17 protein-coding genes are annotated in these 14611 nt (G+C 44.9%); 9 read left to right on the top strand and 8 right to left on the bottom strand.

Annotated elements, in window-relative coordinates; translation table 11 throughout:
- Positions 1 to 15 precede the first annotated feature (15 nt).
- Positions 16 to 1332, bottom strand: a complete 1317-nt coding sequence (locus QN079_RS04970; protein WP_289230476.1) for an ABC transporter substrate-binding protein — start codon at positions 1330 to 1332, stop codon at positions 16 to 18.
- A 243-nt stretch (positions 1333 to 1575) separates the two neighbouring features.
- Here QN079_RS04970 and QN079_RS04965 point away from each other — a divergent pair, with 243 nt between their 5' ends.
- Positions 1576 to 2094, top strand: coding sequence for a cysteine hydrolase family protein (locus QN079_RS04965; protein WP_005225481.1), 519 nt, complete (start codon positions 1576 to 1578; stop codon positions 2092 to 2094).
- Positions 2095 to 2149: 55 nt separating this feature from the next.
- On the opposite strand, the gene QN079_RS04960 is transcribed toward QN079_RS04965, so the two are convergent.
- Positions 2150 to 2434 (bottom strand): hypothetical protein, encoded by a 285-nt coding sequence (locus QN079_RS04960; protein WP_005225480.1) that lies wholly within the window; start codon positions 2432 to 2434, stop codon positions 2150 to 2152.
- A gap of 287 nt (positions 2435 to 2721) precedes the next feature.
- Here QN079_RS04960 and QN079_RS04955 point away from each other — a divergent pair, with 287 nt between their 5' ends.
- The 4 genes from QN079_RS04955 (at position 2722) to QN079_RS04940 (ending at position 5488) form a co-directional block, all read left to right on the top strand.
- Complete coding sequence (locus tag QN079_RS04955; RefSeq protein ID WP_074534994.1) at positions 2722 to 3855, top strand: alcohol dehydrogenase catalytic domain-containing protein; 1134 nt, start codon at positions 2722 to 2724, stop codon at positions 3853 to 3855.
- 19 nt (positions 3856 to 3874) lie between these two features.
- The gene (locus QN079_RS04950) at positions 3875 to 4219 is read left to right on the top strand and encodes a YrhK family protein (protein WP_034868385.1); all 345 of its coding nucleotides are present in this window, start codon (positions 3875 to 3877) and stop codon (positions 4217 to 4219) included.
- On the top strand, positions 4209 to 4463 hold the full coding sequence (locus QN079_RS04945; protein WP_016608286.1) for a DUF378 domain-containing protein: 255 nt from the start codon (positions 4209 to 4211) through the stop codon (positions 4461 to 4463). Before QN079_RS04950 ends, QN079_RS04945 begins: the two co-directional genes overlap by 11 nt.
- A 182-nt stretch (positions 4464 to 4645) precedes the next feature.
- Positions 4646 to 5488: a hypothetical protein gene (locus tag QN079_RS04940; protein ID WP_005225476.1), complete on the top strand. Its 843-nt coding sequence runs from the start codon at positions 4646 to 4648 to the stop codon at positions 5486 to 5488.
- Between the two features lie 63 nt (positions 5489 to 5551).
- Here QN079_RS04940 and QN079_RS04935 read toward each other — a convergent pair whose 3' ends face one another.
- The 3 genes from QN079_RS04935 to QN079_RS04925 all read right to left on the bottom strand — a co-directional run bounded on the left by QN079_RS04935 (position 5552) and on the right by QN079_RS04925 (position 7881).
- Positions 5552 to 6331 (bottom strand): sulfite exporter TauE/SafE family protein, encoded by a 780-nt coding sequence (locus QN079_RS04935; RefSeq protein WP_005225475.1) that lies wholly within the window; start codon positions 6329 to 6331, stop codon positions 5552 to 5554.
- Between the two features lie 99 nt (positions 6332 to 6430).
- A complete protein-coding gene (locus tag QN079_RS04930) occupies positions 6431 to 7165 on the bottom strand; it encodes an ABC transporter permease (RefSeq protein ID WP_289230475.1) in 735 nt (244 codons plus the stop codon).
- Positions 7162 to 7881: an ABC transporter ATP-binding protein gene (locus QN079_RS04925; RefSeq protein ID WP_034868383.1), complete on the bottom strand. Its 720-nt coding sequence runs from the start codon at positions 7879 to 7881 to the stop codon at positions 7162 to 7164. Before QN079_RS04925 ends, QN079_RS04930 begins: the two co-directional genes overlap by 4 nt.
- A gap of 96 nt (positions 7882 to 7977) precedes the next feature.
- On the opposite strand from QN079_RS04925, the gene QN079_RS04920 reads away from it, so the two are divergent.
- From QN079_RS04920 to QN079_RS04910, 3 genes are all read left to right on the top strand, one after another.
- Positions 7978 to 8730: a polysaccharide deacetylase family protein gene (locus QN079_RS04920; protein ID WP_301994509.1), complete on the top strand. Its 753-nt coding sequence runs from the start codon at positions 7978 to 7980 to the stop codon at positions 8728 to 8730.
- Positions 8727 to 9704 (top strand): ABC transporter substrate-binding protein, encoded by a 978-nt coding sequence (locus tag QN079_RS04915; RefSeq protein ID WP_005225471.1) that lies wholly within the window; start codon positions 8727 to 8729, stop codon positions 9702 to 9704. The genes QN079_RS04920 and QN079_RS04915 overlap by 4 nt, the downstream gene beginning before the upstream one ends.
- 111 nt (positions 9705 to 9815) lie before the next feature.
- Positions 9816 to 10160 (top strand): arsenic metallochaperone ArsD family protein, encoded by a 345-nt coding sequence (locus QN079_RS04910; protein WP_231472398.1) that lies wholly within the window; start codon positions 9816 to 9818, stop codon positions 10158 to 10160.
- Positions 10161 to 10216: 56 nt separating this feature from the next.
- Here QN079_RS04910 and QN079_RS04905 read toward each other — a convergent pair whose 3' ends face one another.
- Positions 10217 to 11479 (bottom strand): PTS sugar transporter subunit IIC, encoded by a 1263-nt coding sequence (locus QN079_RS04905; protein WP_010747740.1) that lies wholly within the window; start codon positions 11477 to 11479, stop codon positions 10217 to 10219.
- Positions 11480 to 11588: 109 nt separating this feature from the next.
- Positions 11589 to 12245 (bottom strand): YczE/YyaS/YitT family protein, encoded by a 657-nt coding sequence (locus tag QN079_RS04900; protein ID WP_034868378.1) that lies wholly within the window; start codon positions 12243 to 12245, stop codon positions 11589 to 11591.
- Positions 12246 to 12337: 92 nt separating this feature from the next.
- Here QN079_RS04900 and QN079_RS04895 point away from each other — a divergent pair, with 92 nt between their 5' ends.
- Entirely contained in the window at positions 12338 to 13009 is a 672-nt protein-coding gene (locus QN079_RS04895; protein ID WP_005225467.1) for a cyclic nucleotide-binding domain-containing protein, read from the top strand.
- Between the two features lie 121 nt (positions 13010 to 13130).
- Here the strand turns inward: QN079_RS04895 and QN079_RS04890 are convergent, their stop codons facing one another.
- On the bottom strand, positions 13131 to 14573 hold the full coding sequence (locus QN079_RS04890) for a glycoside hydrolase family 32 protein (protein ID WP_289230473.1): 1443 nt from the start codon (positions 14571 to 14573) through the stop codon (positions 13131 to 13133).
- Positions 14574 to 14611 lie beyond the last annotated feature (38 nt).

Genomic DNA, 14611 nt, shown 5'->3' with positions numbered 1-14611 from the left:
CGCTCGTTTTGAGGTTTATTTGTTTTGCTCAACAAGATCTTCCACCGCTTTTTGCGCATCTGCCAACCCTTCAGCCGGTGTTTTGCTGCCTAGCATGATTTGGTCGATCTGTTCATTGACAAGACTACTGAAGTCAGGCGCTGTCAATGGCACAGGCGTGATCACCCTATTGGCAAAGTTTTCATCCGCCATTTGGTAGATCATTTGGCCGTTTTCATCTAGATTGTCGTTGTTGACCAAGTTTTCGTTGGCTGTCCGATTCGCCATGATATCAAAGCTCTTCTCACCAAATTTCTCTTGAACTTCTGGTGTCGACAAGTATTTGATAAACTCATAGGACGCTTCAGGATCTTTGGCACCGTATGGCACTTCTAGGACGAACCCGCCGCCCCATGACCAGTGACCAGAGCCGCTTTCTTTTTCAGGAATTTGAATGACCCCAAATTCAAAGTCATCTGGTGCATTTTCCGCCAAACTTGAGTAGTAGTTGATGTTTTGCGCACGCATCGCCACTAATCCAGAAATGAATGGATCGGCAACCCCTGAACCAAATTCAGCTTCTAAGCGATTGATGGTATCTTGACCATAATACTCTTGCCAGTCTAAGATCCATTCCAACGCTTCCACTTTGTTGTCTGTATCGATTTTGACGTTCTCATCCTTGTCAAACCAGCTGACGCCATCGTCGGCATTCAACGCCCACACGTCAGCGCCTAGATTCCACAATGGGTAAAAGCCGATCCGCTCAAAGTCATCACCGTTTTTGACATCTAATTTACGAGCAACTGTTTCTAACTCCTCCCACGTTTGTGGCAGTTGCTCTTCACTGATACCAGCCTCTTTAAAGAGTGTCTTATTGTAGAAAATCACTTGCGTATCTGTATTGAAAGGAACGGCATAGGCATCCCCTTCGTATTCCACTGTATCCCATAATTGCGGATAAAATTCATCAGAAAAGCCCTCTTCGATATACTCACTTAAATTCGTTGCTTGCTGCGCTTCTGCCCGCTGAGCAACAGAATTGATATCTTGTACAATAACATCAGGCGGATTGCCAGCAGTGATCGACGACAGTGATTTTGTCCAAATATCGCCCCAAGGCTGGTAGCTGTATTTGACCTCGATTTTATCTTGTGACGCATTAAAATCATCAATAATTTCTTCAATTACTTCTTGTCTTGCACCAGACCCCCAGAAGGACCAAAAGTCCAACGTCGTTTTGCCATCTGCTGACTCATTCCCCGAGGAAACAGCGGTTTCACTGTTGCCGCATCCTGCCGCCAGTACACCAACTGAAAAAAGCAAAGTCCCCATATAAAATAACTTTCTCATTTAACCTAACCTACTTTCATTTATTTTTAATGTACTATATTAAAAGCTATCACTACTTCTTCTTTTCAGAAAACAAAAAGCATCGTGATTCGAATAAAAAAATAACGTTTTTACCGTTTCTCGACAAGAAGAGCGTTTTCTTTGAAAATATAAAAAAAGTGGGGCATCATAGAAATAGCACCTATTTTTCAACCTCACGTCAGACCATTTGAAAAACGATGTTTATAGAAAGGGAGTAACCACATGCTAGTCATTGTCGATATGCAAAACCAAATTCTCGATGAAGAGAACGAAGCGTATGTACCAGATGGCGCCGCTCTCGTCAAACGAATCGCCAAGCGCCTAGAACAAGCGCGGGCGAATGGGGAGTACATTTTACACACCCGCGACATTCCAATCGAAGTCAAAGGAACGCCTGATGAAGAAGCAGATGCCCTGCAGCTGATCCCAGAACTTAAGCCTCTCGAAAATGAAAAAGTCGTCAAGAAATACTATTACAGTATTCCACCTGAGGTCTTGATCGACATTAAGAAAAATCTATTTGAACCTGGAGAAGAAAAGAAAATCGAAATCACTGGTGTTGAAACCAACATCTGTGTCCTTTCCAATACCATCGAGATCCAAAGCGCCTTTCCTGACGCTGATTTTACTATCAATAAAACATTAGTCGCTGGTAAAAACCACGAGTCACAAGGACTCGACATCTTACGAGACTTCAATGTCGAAATCATTGATGGCACAAAACAAACCAATGACCAATAGGTAACGAAAGCTCCCTGTTCAAGGAACAGAGAGCTTTTTCAATTTGATTATTCATTTAATTCATTGAGCCATCTAATAGCTCGGTCGGAATTTCAATCCGAACCTCATTTTCAGTCTGACAGTTTGGACATATGAAGGTTCCTTCGATGGCTTCCTTCACTTCCCCGTAAGCATAATGAATAGCGATTTCATCTTCTGCCAATTCATTCGTTTCCAACGGTGGTACCATGGTTAATTGCCCCTCGCTGTCTTCTTGTAAATGAACGACCAGCTTCCCATCAAAGTTTTCATTGCAATTGGTGCAGGAAGCCTTTCCTCGAATCGTTAGATCCATGATCATCCCTCCTCATTTCTTGTCACTGGTTGATGCAGGTTTCGTTAGATACTCGTAACGCATGCACGCTTCACTTTAATAGTGTCACGCTTTCACTTTTTTAGCAAATCATCTGTTTTTCTTTTTTTAAACCATTGATGAAGAAAAAACAAATCAACCGTTTTGAGCGTTTTCGTTGTAAAATCGTTAAAATCCTTGCAGAATTAAATTATCTGTTACTAAAAAGTAAAAACGTGTTGTTGAAAAAATTAGTGATTGTCCGAACTTATCTGAACAAACAAGGAGGAAAAATGATGCAAGCAGTAACCTGGCAAGGAAATCAAAAAATGGACGTTCGTCGTGTAGAAGATCCAACGATTTTAGAACCGACGGATGCGATCATCCGAATCACCGCAACCGCAATCTGCGGCTCTGATCTCCACCTTTACCACCATGGCGGCTCGGTCTTGGAAGAAGGCTATGTCGTTGGTCACGAACCAATGGGTATTGTTGAAGAAGTTGGCAGTCAAGTACAGAAACTAAAAAAAGGCGACCGTGTCGTCATCCCCTTCAATATCGGGTGCGGCCATTGCCACTTTTGTCAAAATGAAATGGAAAGTCAATGCGACAATTCTTCAGAAGATACATTGTATGGCGGCTTATTCGGTTTCGGAAAAATGAACGGTAACCACTGGGGCGGTCAAGCCGAATTCTTGCGCGTACCTTTCGCAGATTTCACCTCGTTTATCGTACCTGAATCAACGATCCCTGATGAAAAAGTATTGTTTTTATCTGACATCTTACCTACAGCGTATTGGAGTGTCCAAAATGCTGGCGTCAAAAAGGATGATACCGTGATCGTCTTAGGCTCAGGCCCAGTTGGGTTGTTTGCCCAAAAATTTGCCGTGATGGCAGGCGCTAAGCGGGTGATTGCCGTGGACCCTGTTGCTCATCGCTTAGAAAAAGCCAGCAGCTACAATCAAGTCGAAACATTCCAATTGGATGATTTGGCTACTAGTGCTGATGAACTGTATGAGCTGACCAAAGGTGGCGCTGATGTGATCATCGACTGTGTTGGGATGGATGGTTTAGAACCCGTCAAAGAAAAAGCCAAAAACTTAGTCAGCTTGCAAAGTGGAACGATCTCACCGATCCAGATGGCCGCCAAAGCAGTCAAAAAATTTGGTACCGTCCAAATTACTGGTGTTTACATGACACCAGCTTCTTCTTATCCATTGCAAGAATTCTTTATGCGCAACATCGATGTCAAACACGGGCAAGCACCTGTGATCCATTTGATGCCAAAAATTTATGACATGATTGCGGACGGCTTGTTTGACCCGTCACAGATCATCACCCACACGATGCCTTTAGCAGATGCTGCCAAAGCGTATGAGATTTTTGACAAAAAAGAAGACAAGAACATCAAAGTTGTCTTGAAACCTTAGCACAAATAAAGGAGCAGTGATGGCACCTATGCCAAAAATCAAACGGAGTGAACATCAATTCGATCCGGGAAAAGAAGAAGATGTGATCATCAAGGCAAGTCGCTTTCGCATCTATTTTCAAAATCGCTACATGTTGATCTCACTTACGAATGATATTTTGACGGGCTTGTTTTATATTTTCGGGAGTATCGTTTCATTAACTAGTTTGCCTGCGATATACGGAACGATCGCCTATTTGATCGGCGGAGTCTTTTTGACCATTCGCCCGCTGATTAAAATCGTTCGCCATGTCTATATTTATAATGAGCGCAATCAAGACGGCGAGAAAGAAAAAGATGTCACCATCACCGACGATGAACGTTGATGGGACGACAACTAGAGAGGAGTTTCCTATGTTAAAAACATTTGATGGGATCGCACTGACCTTATTGATCATCGGCGGTATCAATTGGCTGCTGGTCGGCGCCTTCGAGTTTGACCTTGTCGCAGCGATCACCGGCGGCAGCACGTCGATCATTGCCCGCGTCATTTATATTCTAGTTGGGATCAGTGCATTGTATAGCCTGAAATTCTTTCCAGCTATCGCCCGCCAACAAACCCTCGACTAAATGAAAATAAAACCTGCATCTGCGATGTCCTGACCCCAAAAAAGTTAGATTTTTGGTCTAACGTTTTGAGGTCGCATCTGTGGATGCAGTTTTTTTGTCTACAATCATTGAAAAAAAACACCAGTTGTACTACTCTTGTATTTAACCTACTATTTTCAAAAAAAATAAAAAGGACGTGACTCATGACCCCACCTACTAGACCCTCGCTGATACGTCGGATACTCGGTCGGATGCTTTTGCTATTGATTTTCTTATTTATTTTAAGTATTATTGGCGGAATCATTGTTTTAAATAACCTCACCATCGCGGAAAATTGGTTTGGTCTGAATGAATACCAAGTCGTTGAAACCAGGCATCAGATCATTCGTTTGTTCCCCTATTTTTGGGTAGCAGGGATCCTGCTGGTCTTTTTGATCGGTCTGATCATCGGCATCAAGAAACGCAAAAAATCGCCATTCTATTGGTTATTCTCATTGCTCTTGCTGCCAGTGATTCTCTTTTGTATTGGCGTAGTTTCCACCTTTTTACCTGTAGACCGCCAACTCTTTCGAGAAGAAGCCAGTGCCAAAGAAATTATGGCTGCGCTGCCGAATCAATCCTCACTCAAGGACAAAGAGCTGCAACTGGTCAGCTATAGTTTTCACATCCGCAATGTCCCGCTAAAAAGCGGCATTTATGCAGTTGCGCGAGTGATCAATCCAAACACAGGCCTGCAAGACGAGTATTGGTATTACCCAGAAAATCTGTTGACCAAATGGAAAAAAGACGACGATACGATCGAGCTTTCGATGGAAGATACCATTGCCTTTGATGCCATCGATTGGGGCGTCATTCCCAAGATCATCAAGGATTCTGAGGCACGAGCAGCTCAGCTGGATCACTATGTTCCTGGCGTCAGCATCGTCATTTTAAACGGCTTCCAAGGCGAATGGACTTGGACCGTTGGTTTAAATGGGATTCGTAATCGCACCGAGATCAATTATGTTTATGATCTCAAAGGAAATTATCAATCCGAATGGCAATAAAACAAGCGGTACCTATCTTCGTGGATAGGTGCCGCTTTTTCATAGTTAAGCAAGCCGATTGAATTAGAAAAATAGTTGCATGCCATTGTAAATATTGATCAGCAAAACCAAAACGATCACTGTTTGAAAAACCAGTGTCACCCGCTGGGGCGAAAGGACATTGCTAGCCTTTGCCCCGATGAGTCCCCCAACAATGGCTGCCGGAATGACAAACCATAAAACCTTGAGGTCATATAGACCAAAACCTGTCGAAAAAGCGATCGTCAAAATTTTTGCCAGCTGTGAGAAAAAAATCGTACAAATGGAATAAATCGTCGCCTCTTTGATCGGCATGGCAAACAGCAGCATCAATAAAGAAACATTGATGGGTCCGCCGCCGATCCCCAGCAAACTGGCTAGAAAGCCAAGAATCAAGCCGCAAGCTGCATACCAGCCGACTTTTTTCAACGCAAACCCGCGCCAGTTATATTTTGTATACAAAAAAGCAAACAATAGTGTCAGCACAGTCACAAGGATTTGGATCAGCTGAACCATCTTGTCGTCTCGAAAGACCAGCAATAACCGTTCAAAGGCAACATTTCCTAAGATACCACCTAACACAGCGCCGCCAGAAACCCACAAGGCAATCGACCAATTGATTTTCCGTCCACTGGCTAATTGTCTAGCTGTCGAAACGATGGACATCGTGAAGACCGCTGTCGCCGAGTAAAAAGAGATCGCAGCAACAGAATGGGCACCGATAAAATCGAAAATCGGTTTGATCAATACACCACCACCCATACCCGAAACAGCGCCTACTGCATTCGCCAAAACAATGACAATAAAATAGATAAACCCTATCACTCGCTCACTCCTTAGTATTGCGATCAACTTCGTTTTTCTTGCTCGATCGCTCTTTCTTATCAATAAATACTATCATACAATGGAGCAACCATTCATTTTCTAAGATTGTCGGTAACGGCACACCACTTTTTCCAACCAATCGATACTGGCAAAAAGCAGATAGCCCATCAAAGCAATCAGGAGGATACCCGAAAGCATTTGTGGGTAGTCCATTTTTGACCACGCACTTAAGATCAGGTAGCCGACACCATACGTCGTGTTATAGTTTTCGGCAAAAAAGAGGGAAGCCAACGCGATCCCGATACTGACCCGCACACTGGCAAAAAGCGCGGGCATGAGCGCGGGCAAAATAACGAAGCGCAAGACATGGCGCCATTGATTGGTATAATTTTTCATGACTTGAAAATACGCTGGCTGGATCTTTGTGACTGCATCACGAATCGAGACAATCACTTGAATGACGATCACCGCAAAAATCAAGAGAATTTTTGAGAGATTGCCTAAGCCAAAGAAAATCATAAAGACGGGTAAAAACGCAACTTTAGGAATCGGATATAAAAAGTAAAGCAGTGGACCAAGCCGCCGATCCACTCTTTGGGATCGCCCAATCAAGATTCCTAACGGCACACCGACTAGCAACGCCCCGCTCAACGCCGCAAATACCCGCAGCAAACTGGCACCTGTGTGGATCAGTAAGACTTCTCGCAGTGCCCAAAAACGTTCGGCCGTTTCTAAAGGATTAGGCAGTGAGCGATTGTTGGTCACCCAGCTTACACCCCACCAAACCACGACAAACGAACAGAAGCCCCAAGCAAAAGATTTGATGGTTTTCATTGCCTCGCCTCCCTCATTTGTTCTTTCAACTGCAAGACGACTTCATAAAATGCCAATGAGTCTCGTTCTTGCTGGCTGCCGTAAAAAGGATTACTGATCGGCGTAACCCCCTGATCTTTTAGCAGTAAAATCGTCTGCCCCAAAAACACTGCCTCTTCTGGATCGTGGGTCACCACGATCAAGCTGTTTTGTCTGCGCTGCTGTTGGGCAGCGATCATGGCTTGGGCGTTTGCTTTGGTTTCTTGGTCCAGCGAAGCAGTCGGCTCATCCAATAATAAAACATCGGGCTGTGTGATCAGTCCCCGCCCCATGGCGGTCCGCTGTTTTTGACCGCCGCTAAGCTGATGCGGATAGCGGTCCTGCACCTGCGTCAATCCCAACTCAGCCAAACAGCTGGCGACCCGTTTTTTACGGCGCTCACTAGGGGTTTGGTTGATAATCAGCGGCATTTCCAGTGCTTGGTAGACTGTTTGCCAAGGAAACAAATGCAGTTCTTGGAAAACGACCTCGATGTTGTCAGGGGAACAGCCTTGGTAAGTGATCGTGCCCGATTGCGGTCGCTGCAACCCTTTGACCAAGGATAAAAGCGTGCTTTTGCCAATGCCCGATTCTCCCAGCAGCACATAGGTCACGCCTTGTTCAAAACAAAACGAAAGGTTTTTAAAAATGGCGGTATCTCCATAGGTAAAGGAAACGGAATCGAATAGAATACTCATCAGAGAATAAACTTCTTTCTTCAAATTATTTGTGTTGGTTTTCACATTTTATGCTATACTATTTTTTGCGTGATTGACAAGAAAGGATGGTTTATGATGTTTCAGACCCTCGTATTTCATGAAATACGTCCCGAAGCAGAACTTTATGATCAGGTCCGCCCGATCAAAGTCGCAGACGGGTATCAAGATGCCTTGCCTCTGCCCTTATTCAATAGCACTTCTCATTTTAAACAACAAATCGACTTTTTGAAAGCAGAAAATTACCATACGTTGACCCTTGCAGAAGTCAAAGATTTTTATTTCCGGCAGCAGCCGCTACCAGAAAAATCCGTGTTGCTGACCTTTGACGACTGCTATCAATCGATGAAAGAATATGCCTACCCACTGTTGAAAGAAGCTGGTTTCAAGGCAACAGCCTTTGTCGTGACTGGCTGGCTTTTTGATGCCCCTCAGCCTTACGAGCCAGAAGTTTCGCGGACATTGAGCAGCGCCGAATTAGCCGAAATGAGCGATGTCTTCGAATATACCAACCATACCGATCATTTTCACGAACGCAAGGACCAGCAAGGGCGTTCGATGTGGGAAACACCAGCAGCCTTTGCGCAAGACTTACGAAGCTGCAATCAGCACGTGGCCATCAAGGATGTTTTTGCCTATCCCTTTGGCTTTTATGATCCGCAGACGATCGCTACCTTGGAAAAGGAAGGCTTCGTTCTAGCATTTACCACCAAACCAGGTATCAACACGGCACAAACCAAGCCAATGGAACTCCATCGGGCAGTCATCCCGTTCTCACTACCAATGGCTGCTTTTGAACAACGATTTAGAAACGAGGAAATGAACCAATGAAAAAAACGATTTTAGCAAGTATCCTAGCACTATTCGCTGTTGGCGCTGCCGCCTGCGGTAACACTGGCGAAACAGCAAGTACCAGCAATTCCAGCACTAGCAGTACAGAAGCTGCGGTCACAGATCAAACATTGACGATCGGGGTGTTACCAGCTGAATCAGCGATTCCGATCATTCTAGCAAAAGAAGAAGGCTTTTTCGAAAAGCAAGGATTGACTGTAGAACTCAAATCCTTCACTTCCCCGAATGACCGCAATGTGGCGGTGCAGGCAGGCGAGCTGGATGGTACGATCAGCGATGTCATGACAGAAGCGACCTTTAAGCAAAACGGCATCGATATGACGATCACTTCTGATATTTTGGAAAACTTCAAGATTCTCGCTTCACCGAATTCAGGGATCACTGAGATGAAAGGGTTAGCGGATAAAAAAATCACCCTTGTACCGAATTTCATTTTAGAATACATCATGGACCAATTTGCACAGGAAAATGATTTTACCTATGACATCGTGGATATCGCTTCTTTTTCTGCCCGTTCCGAAGCATTGCTCAATGACCAAGTCGATGGCGCAGTTTATACGGAACCGCAAGCCAGCATGTTGGCTGCCCAAGGGGCGATTGTTTTAGGCAGCTCTAAAGATGCTGGCATCAAAGGCGGCACACTACAATTTATGGACGAAGTTATCCAAAATCGCCCGCAAGACCTAAAAGCATTCTACACTGCTTACAACGAAGCCATCGATTACATGAATGCTCATTCAGCAAAAGACTATGCCGACATCTTGGCAGACTATCAATTTCCCGATGCTATGAGTACTTACTTAGATAGCCAGGAAGACTATCCGTATGCCCAGGCAGTGCCGCAAGAGCAATTCGACGCAATCATTGCTTGGACGAAAGACAAGGGTCAAATCGACCAAGCGTATTCTTACAACGAGTTGACCAATTTCGATTTTTTACCCGCTGACGAATAAGAAACAACAAAAAAGACGCATTTGAGTCTTTTTTTGTTGTTTCACTTCTTTTTGATACTCTTTTTTGCTCGTGGCAAGAAATTCAGGTATACTTTTGACAAATCAGCTGCCATGAAAGGATTTGATGCAATGCCAACGATCGCTGTTTATGCCGACCAGAAAGAAGATACTTGGGAAGCACACTTGACTCACCAGTTAAAAATAAATGAAGAAAGGACCCAGGCTCATCAAACATTCCATAACGAACCTTTAACGATCGACGAATATTTTTTTGCAGAAGATCCTGCCCCTTTTTATACGAATCAAGCCGTCAAGCAGCAATTAGCAAGCAATGGCCGCAGCTGTCTGCCACTCGTGTATGTCAACGATCAGCTATTTTGCCAAGGTCGCTTGCCAACGATCCGTGAATGGGAACAATTGACGAAATCTGGGATCACTGTGCAATTTGATGAGTAGCAGCCACTGTTTTCTTTGCCAGACAAAACAACGCACCACGTGCCAATCATAAGCGTTTAGTTCTCCCCCTTCGCGGCAACTGCGTCGGTAACGCCTTTTTCTTCTTCTGTTAAACTTCGTTCGCTGATTTTAAAGAATGGATAGTAGATCGCCACACTAATCAGTAAGGAAGCGATACTCCAAAGAACAGCAGGGATATTGCCGCCGGTTGCAAGGTAAGTATTGATAAAGGGCGGTGTGGTCCACGGTGGATTGAACATGATTCGCCCAATGACATTGGTGACCGACAAGAAATACGTTCCGACACATAATACAAGGGGTGTCAGGATGAAAGGAATCATCATAATAGGGTTCATCACGATCGGAAACCCAAAAATGATTGGCTCATTGATACAAAAAATAGCAGAGGGCAAAGCCATCTTCCCTAGGGAACGATAGGCTTTTTTCTTTGAAACTAACATGTTGATGATCAGCCCCAGTGTTGAACCAGTGCCTCCATAGCACAAAAACATGATATAAAACCCGCCTGCAAAAATGTTCGGTAACGGTTCGCCTGCAGTGTAGGCTTCGGTATTGGCTGCTAATAAAGCTAGAAAAATCGGATCGCCGATACTCCCCATCACATTGCTGCCATGAATCCCTAAACACCAAAGCAACAAAATCAAAAAGGTATACAACAGCATCCCAGGCAATGTGTTTAGACCAACTGCCAGCGGTGAAAAGATGGCTTGCACGAATTGATTGACATTAAATTCCAACAAGACCCGAATCACCCAGGCACCAGTGATGATGGCAGCTCCAGGAAGCAAGACCGAAAAACTCTTGGCAACTGCGGGCGGCACTTCTGCTGGCATCCGAATCACTAAGCGGTGCTTGAGAAAAAAGCGATGGATCACTACTGTCGCAATCGCCGTGACGATTCCTGTAAACAGACCAGACGCCCCCAAAGAAGCTGGATCGATCGTCCATTCTTCCCCCGCCTGCAGCAGCAAAAACGCGCAGACTGCCAACACGACTGAACCGATCCGATCGATCTCATACGAAGCCGCCAAATAGTAGGCGATCCCGATACAAGCGGCCAGTCCCAAAATTCCAAATGTAAAATTGCTGGCGGCACCTAGTTTGACGCCAAATTCCCCGACAAACTCGGTCCAGCCAGGAAAAGGCAGATTGGCTAAAATCAAAAAGAGACTGCCGATTATCGTCAGCGGCATCGTGACGGCGACTCCGTTGCGCACGGCAACTAAAAACCGATTTTCACTGATCCTAACCAATTTTGGTGCAAAATTTTCCTGAAACCCTTCAATCAACCGATTCATCCTGTCTCCTCCTACTAAATATCTCGCTTTTTTAATAAGAGTAGCATAAAAAAAGCTTTCTGCATTTTTAGAACACTCGACGCCTTCCCGATTCCAAGAATACTGCTGGCTAACTGTTTCTTTGCCAAATGGGTAAAGCCCCTGCCAAATCACGTTCCTTCGACCAAGCAATGGCACCTGAGAGCAAAAAGAAACTAATGACGGTCCCTTCCCTCACCGCTAGCGGCAAGCCCAAACTGATCGCTAGCAAGAGTGCCCCCGAAATACAGACTGCATCAACGCCATAACGGTACTGCTTAAATGTCCAACGACTGCGTTGCGCCAGCAAATGACACCAGTACTCGATTGGAAATTTCAAGACCTGCAACCGTAGGACTTGTCCCGTCGCCGTTCCAGAAATCAAGATCCCACCGATCAAAGCAGCTAGTTGGCTCCAATAATTCGTCAAGTGCAGCGATGCCAAGAAGTAGTAAACAAAGCCATTGATCAAATAGCCGAATGCCAGCAAAGCAAAAAACATAATCAAGTACTCACTGCCTTTTTGTTTGAGGGACGTCTGCCGCCGATCCAATAGCCAACAGGCAGCTAAAAAGCTCAAATTGATGGCTGTTGTGATGGTGCCGACTTTGATTCCTGACATCGTTGCCAGCGTAACATTCAAGGCATTAAAACTACTGACCCCAACGCTTGCTTTAATGGTCAAGCTGATCCCGAATGCACTCAGCCCATAAAAAATTCCTGATCCTATCCATTGCTTTTTATTCATTTTTTCTCCCACACTTTCTTTTTTGCTTTTCTAAGTATGTGCTATACTGACTAAAAACAAATAGGAGATTTCTCCTAGTTTGGAGGAAAAAAGTGAAAAAAACCGCTTATGCCTTGGCAATAAAGCAGGTACCAATCAAAGAAAGCTGCCCCTTGCCGATTCCTGAGGAGATTTTACAACAAAGTGCCCTCTGGACCTTTGATCATCGAGAAGCGATCCAAAAAGAAACGGTGCCGATGTCGGTCTTTTTCGTCCTATTGACTGGCAAAGCCAAGATCATTCAAACGCAAGAAAACGGCAAACGTGCCTTGCTGCAGTTTCTCCATCCTGGTGATTGCATTGGCGATCTCACGTTGATTGGCGCCGAAACAGTACCGAAAACCGTGGTTGCGATCGGTGAAACAACATGTCTGGGCATTCCGATGCAAGCAGCAGCTCACGGGCTCATGCAAGACCTGGCTTTCGTACAAACACTAGGCAAAACTATCGGTGAAAAATTGCTGCTGCGTATGGATCATTTTTCCGTCAATCAAACCTATCCCTTAGCTTGGCGCCTTGCCCATCTACTGTTGGAAGCTTCGATCGATGATCTTTTTCAAGAAAAATTAACGGAGACCGCAGAATACTTAGGCGTGAGCTATCGCCATTTGACGTATACCTTAAAAGATTTCAAAACGCAAAAACTAGTCACAAAAACTGCAGACGGCTATCGGATCGATGCACCTGCGCTGCAGACCTTTATCCAAAACCAACAAAAGCAGTAACAAGCGAATAACGACAGCAAAATAGTTGGTATGATGCCCCCCTAAAAGCCAGAGAAAAAGCTGACTCTTGGGGGTGCAACAAGAAAAACCAACTGTTTGCTGTCGTTTTCGGATCGTTGCTTTATTTTTTCGCCAATGCCCAAGTATTGACACAAACCGTGCCGGTTCCGCTGAGAGCGATCGCCTCGGTCCGTTTGGGATACACGCGAGAGGTCAAACAATATTGCCCGCCATTTAGGAAGATCTCAATCGAAGACGTATCGACAAAAATCTGCAGCTGCGTCAGTTCATCAAACTTGACACTGCGCTGTTTACGACCGTAGCCAGAAACGCCATGATGGATCGTGAAGACACCAGCTTCATAAGCCAAAGTCGTATCTTGCAAAAGTCCAAGCTGGAACTGCTGCAATGGGACTTCCGCCGTAACTTGCAACTCATATGCCAATTCATCGAAAGACAAGTGCTGCGGTTTCTCTGAAAGCACAATTTTTTGGCTGACTTGCTTGTCTCGCAATTTTTGGAATTCTGGCAAAGGTTCTTGATACAACTGGTCATTTTTGACCGAAAGCTGTCTTGGCAGCGTTGCGGCATGCTGCCAGCCGCGAGGGATCGTAGGATTGCTGTATTCAGGACTGGTATCCCCTAGCCCCATCCAGCCCCACAAGATCCGACGTTTCTGCTCATCTTTAAAGGTTTGCGGGGCATAGAAGTCAAACCCATAATCAAGTTCACGAAACGCAGAAGTTTCTTTGAACGTCAGGGTTTCCCAATCCACCTCACCAATCAGATACCCTGATTGATGAATATTTTGGTAGGCATGTTCTTTGGCTGCCAAGCCTTGCGGTGAGAAGACCAACACATCTTTGCCATCTAAATGGAAGTAGTCTGGGCATTCCCACATGTAGCCTAGAGCATAGTCCTCACCGAAAAAGATTCCTCGATAGGTCCATTCATTTAAATCCGTCGATTCATAAATCAAAATTTTGCCTTCGTTTTCCAACGTACGCGCGCCTAGCAGCATATAGTAGTTATCTTCGTGGGCAAAAACCTTTGGGTCACGAATATGATCGGTAAATCCCTCAGGGTAGTCCTCATGAGGAATCACGACTTCTTGCTTTTCGACGGTATAGCCGTCTTTGCTGATTACATGGACCGTGTTTTGTTCTCGTCCACTAAAGGTATAGTCATGATCACCAGGATGTTTGACATTCCCAGTATAGAAGAAATGGATCGCGTCATTCTCGATAAAGGCAGAGCCCGAGTAGACCCCGTCTTTGTCATAGTCGTGTTCGGGAGAAAGAAACAGCGCTTCTTCTTGAAACGTGACATAATCCGTCGACGTTTTGTGTCCCCAGTGGGGTGGTTCCCCGCCATGGGGCGTTTGCGGTACATATTGATGGTAAAAATGAACCACGCCTTTGAATTGGCAAAGACCGTTCGGGTCGTTCATCCATCCTGTTTCTGGCATCAAATGATAGTTCAAGCGCCACGCATCAGCACTGATTTTTTCTGCTAATTCGCTTTGGGTTTGGGCAAGCTGTGCCCAGTATTCCTTCGTTAACAATGTGGTACCTCTTTTCTCTTGCCGATGAGCAGCAAGGG

Origin of the sequence: Enterococcus sp. FZMF, assembly GCF_030263915.1 — a bacterium.
Lineage (GTDB): Bacteria > Bacillota > Bacilli > Lactobacillales > Enterococcaceae > Enterococcus_D > Enterococcus_D casseliflavus.
Note: the sequence above shows the minus strand (reverse complement) of the source record. Positions and strands in the feature narration are given on the sequence as shown.

What these genes read in the sequence shown, in the direction of transcription:
- QN079_RS04915 (WP_005225471.1), top strand. Translation starts at nt 8,727, where the DNA reads ATGAAAAAAACGATTTTAGCAAGTATCCTAGCACTATTCGCTGTTGGC.
- QN079_RS04925 (WP_034868383.1), bottom strand. Translation starts at nt 7,881, where the DNA reads ATGAGTATTCTATTCGATTCCGTTTCCTTTACCTATGGAGATACCGCC.
- QN079_RS04950 (WP_034868385.1), top strand. Translation starts at nt 3,875, where the DNA reads ATGGCACCTATGCCAAAAATCAAACGGAGTGAACATCAATTCGATCCG.
- QN079_RS04920 (WP_301994509.1), top strand. Translation starts at nt 7,978, where the DNA reads ATGTTTCAGACCCTCGTATTTCATGAAATACGTCCCGAAGCAGAACTT.
- QN079_RS04910 (WP_231472398.1), top strand. Translation starts at nt 9,816, where the DNA reads ATGAAAGGATTTGATGCAATGCCAACGATCGCTGTTTATGCCGACCAG.
- QN079_RS04960 (WP_005225480.1), bottom strand. Translation starts at nt 2,434, where the DNA reads ATGATCATGGATCTAACGATTCGAGGAAAGGCTTCCTGCACCAATTGC.
- QN079_RS04930 (WP_289230475.1), bottom strand. Translation starts at nt 7,165, where the DNA reads ATGAAAACCATCAAATCTTTTGCTTGGGGCTTCTGTTCGTTTGTCGTG.
- QN079_RS04970 (WP_289230476.1), bottom strand. Translation starts at nt 1,332, where the DNA reads ATGAGAAAGTTATTTTATATGGGGACTTTGCTTTTTTCAGTTGGTGTA.
- QN079_RS04905 (WP_010747740.1), bottom strand. Translation starts at nt 11,479, where the DNA reads ATGAATCGGTTGATTGAAGGGTTTCAGGAAAATTTTGCACCAAAATTG.
- QN079_RS04945 (WP_016608286.1), top strand. Translation starts at nt 4,209, where the DNA reads ATGAACGTTGATGGGACGACAACTAGAGAGGAGTTTCCTATGTTAAAA.
- QN079_RS04965 (WP_005225481.1), top strand. Translation starts at nt 1,576, where the DNA reads ATGCTAGTCATTGTCGATATGCAAAACCAAATTCTCGATGAAGAGAAC.
- QN079_RS04900 (WP_034868378.1), bottom strand. Translation starts at nt 12,245, where the DNA reads ATGAATAAAAAGCAATGGATAGGATCAGGAATTTTTTATGGGCTGAGT.
- QN079_RS04940 (WP_005225476.1), top strand. Translation starts at nt 4,646, where the DNA reads ATGACCCCACCTACTAGACCCTCGCTGATACGTCGGATACTCGGTCGG.
- QN079_RS04955 (WP_074534994.1), top strand. Translation starts at nt 2,722, where the DNA reads ATGCAAGCAGTAACCTGGCAAGGAAATCAAAAAATGGACGTTCGTCGT.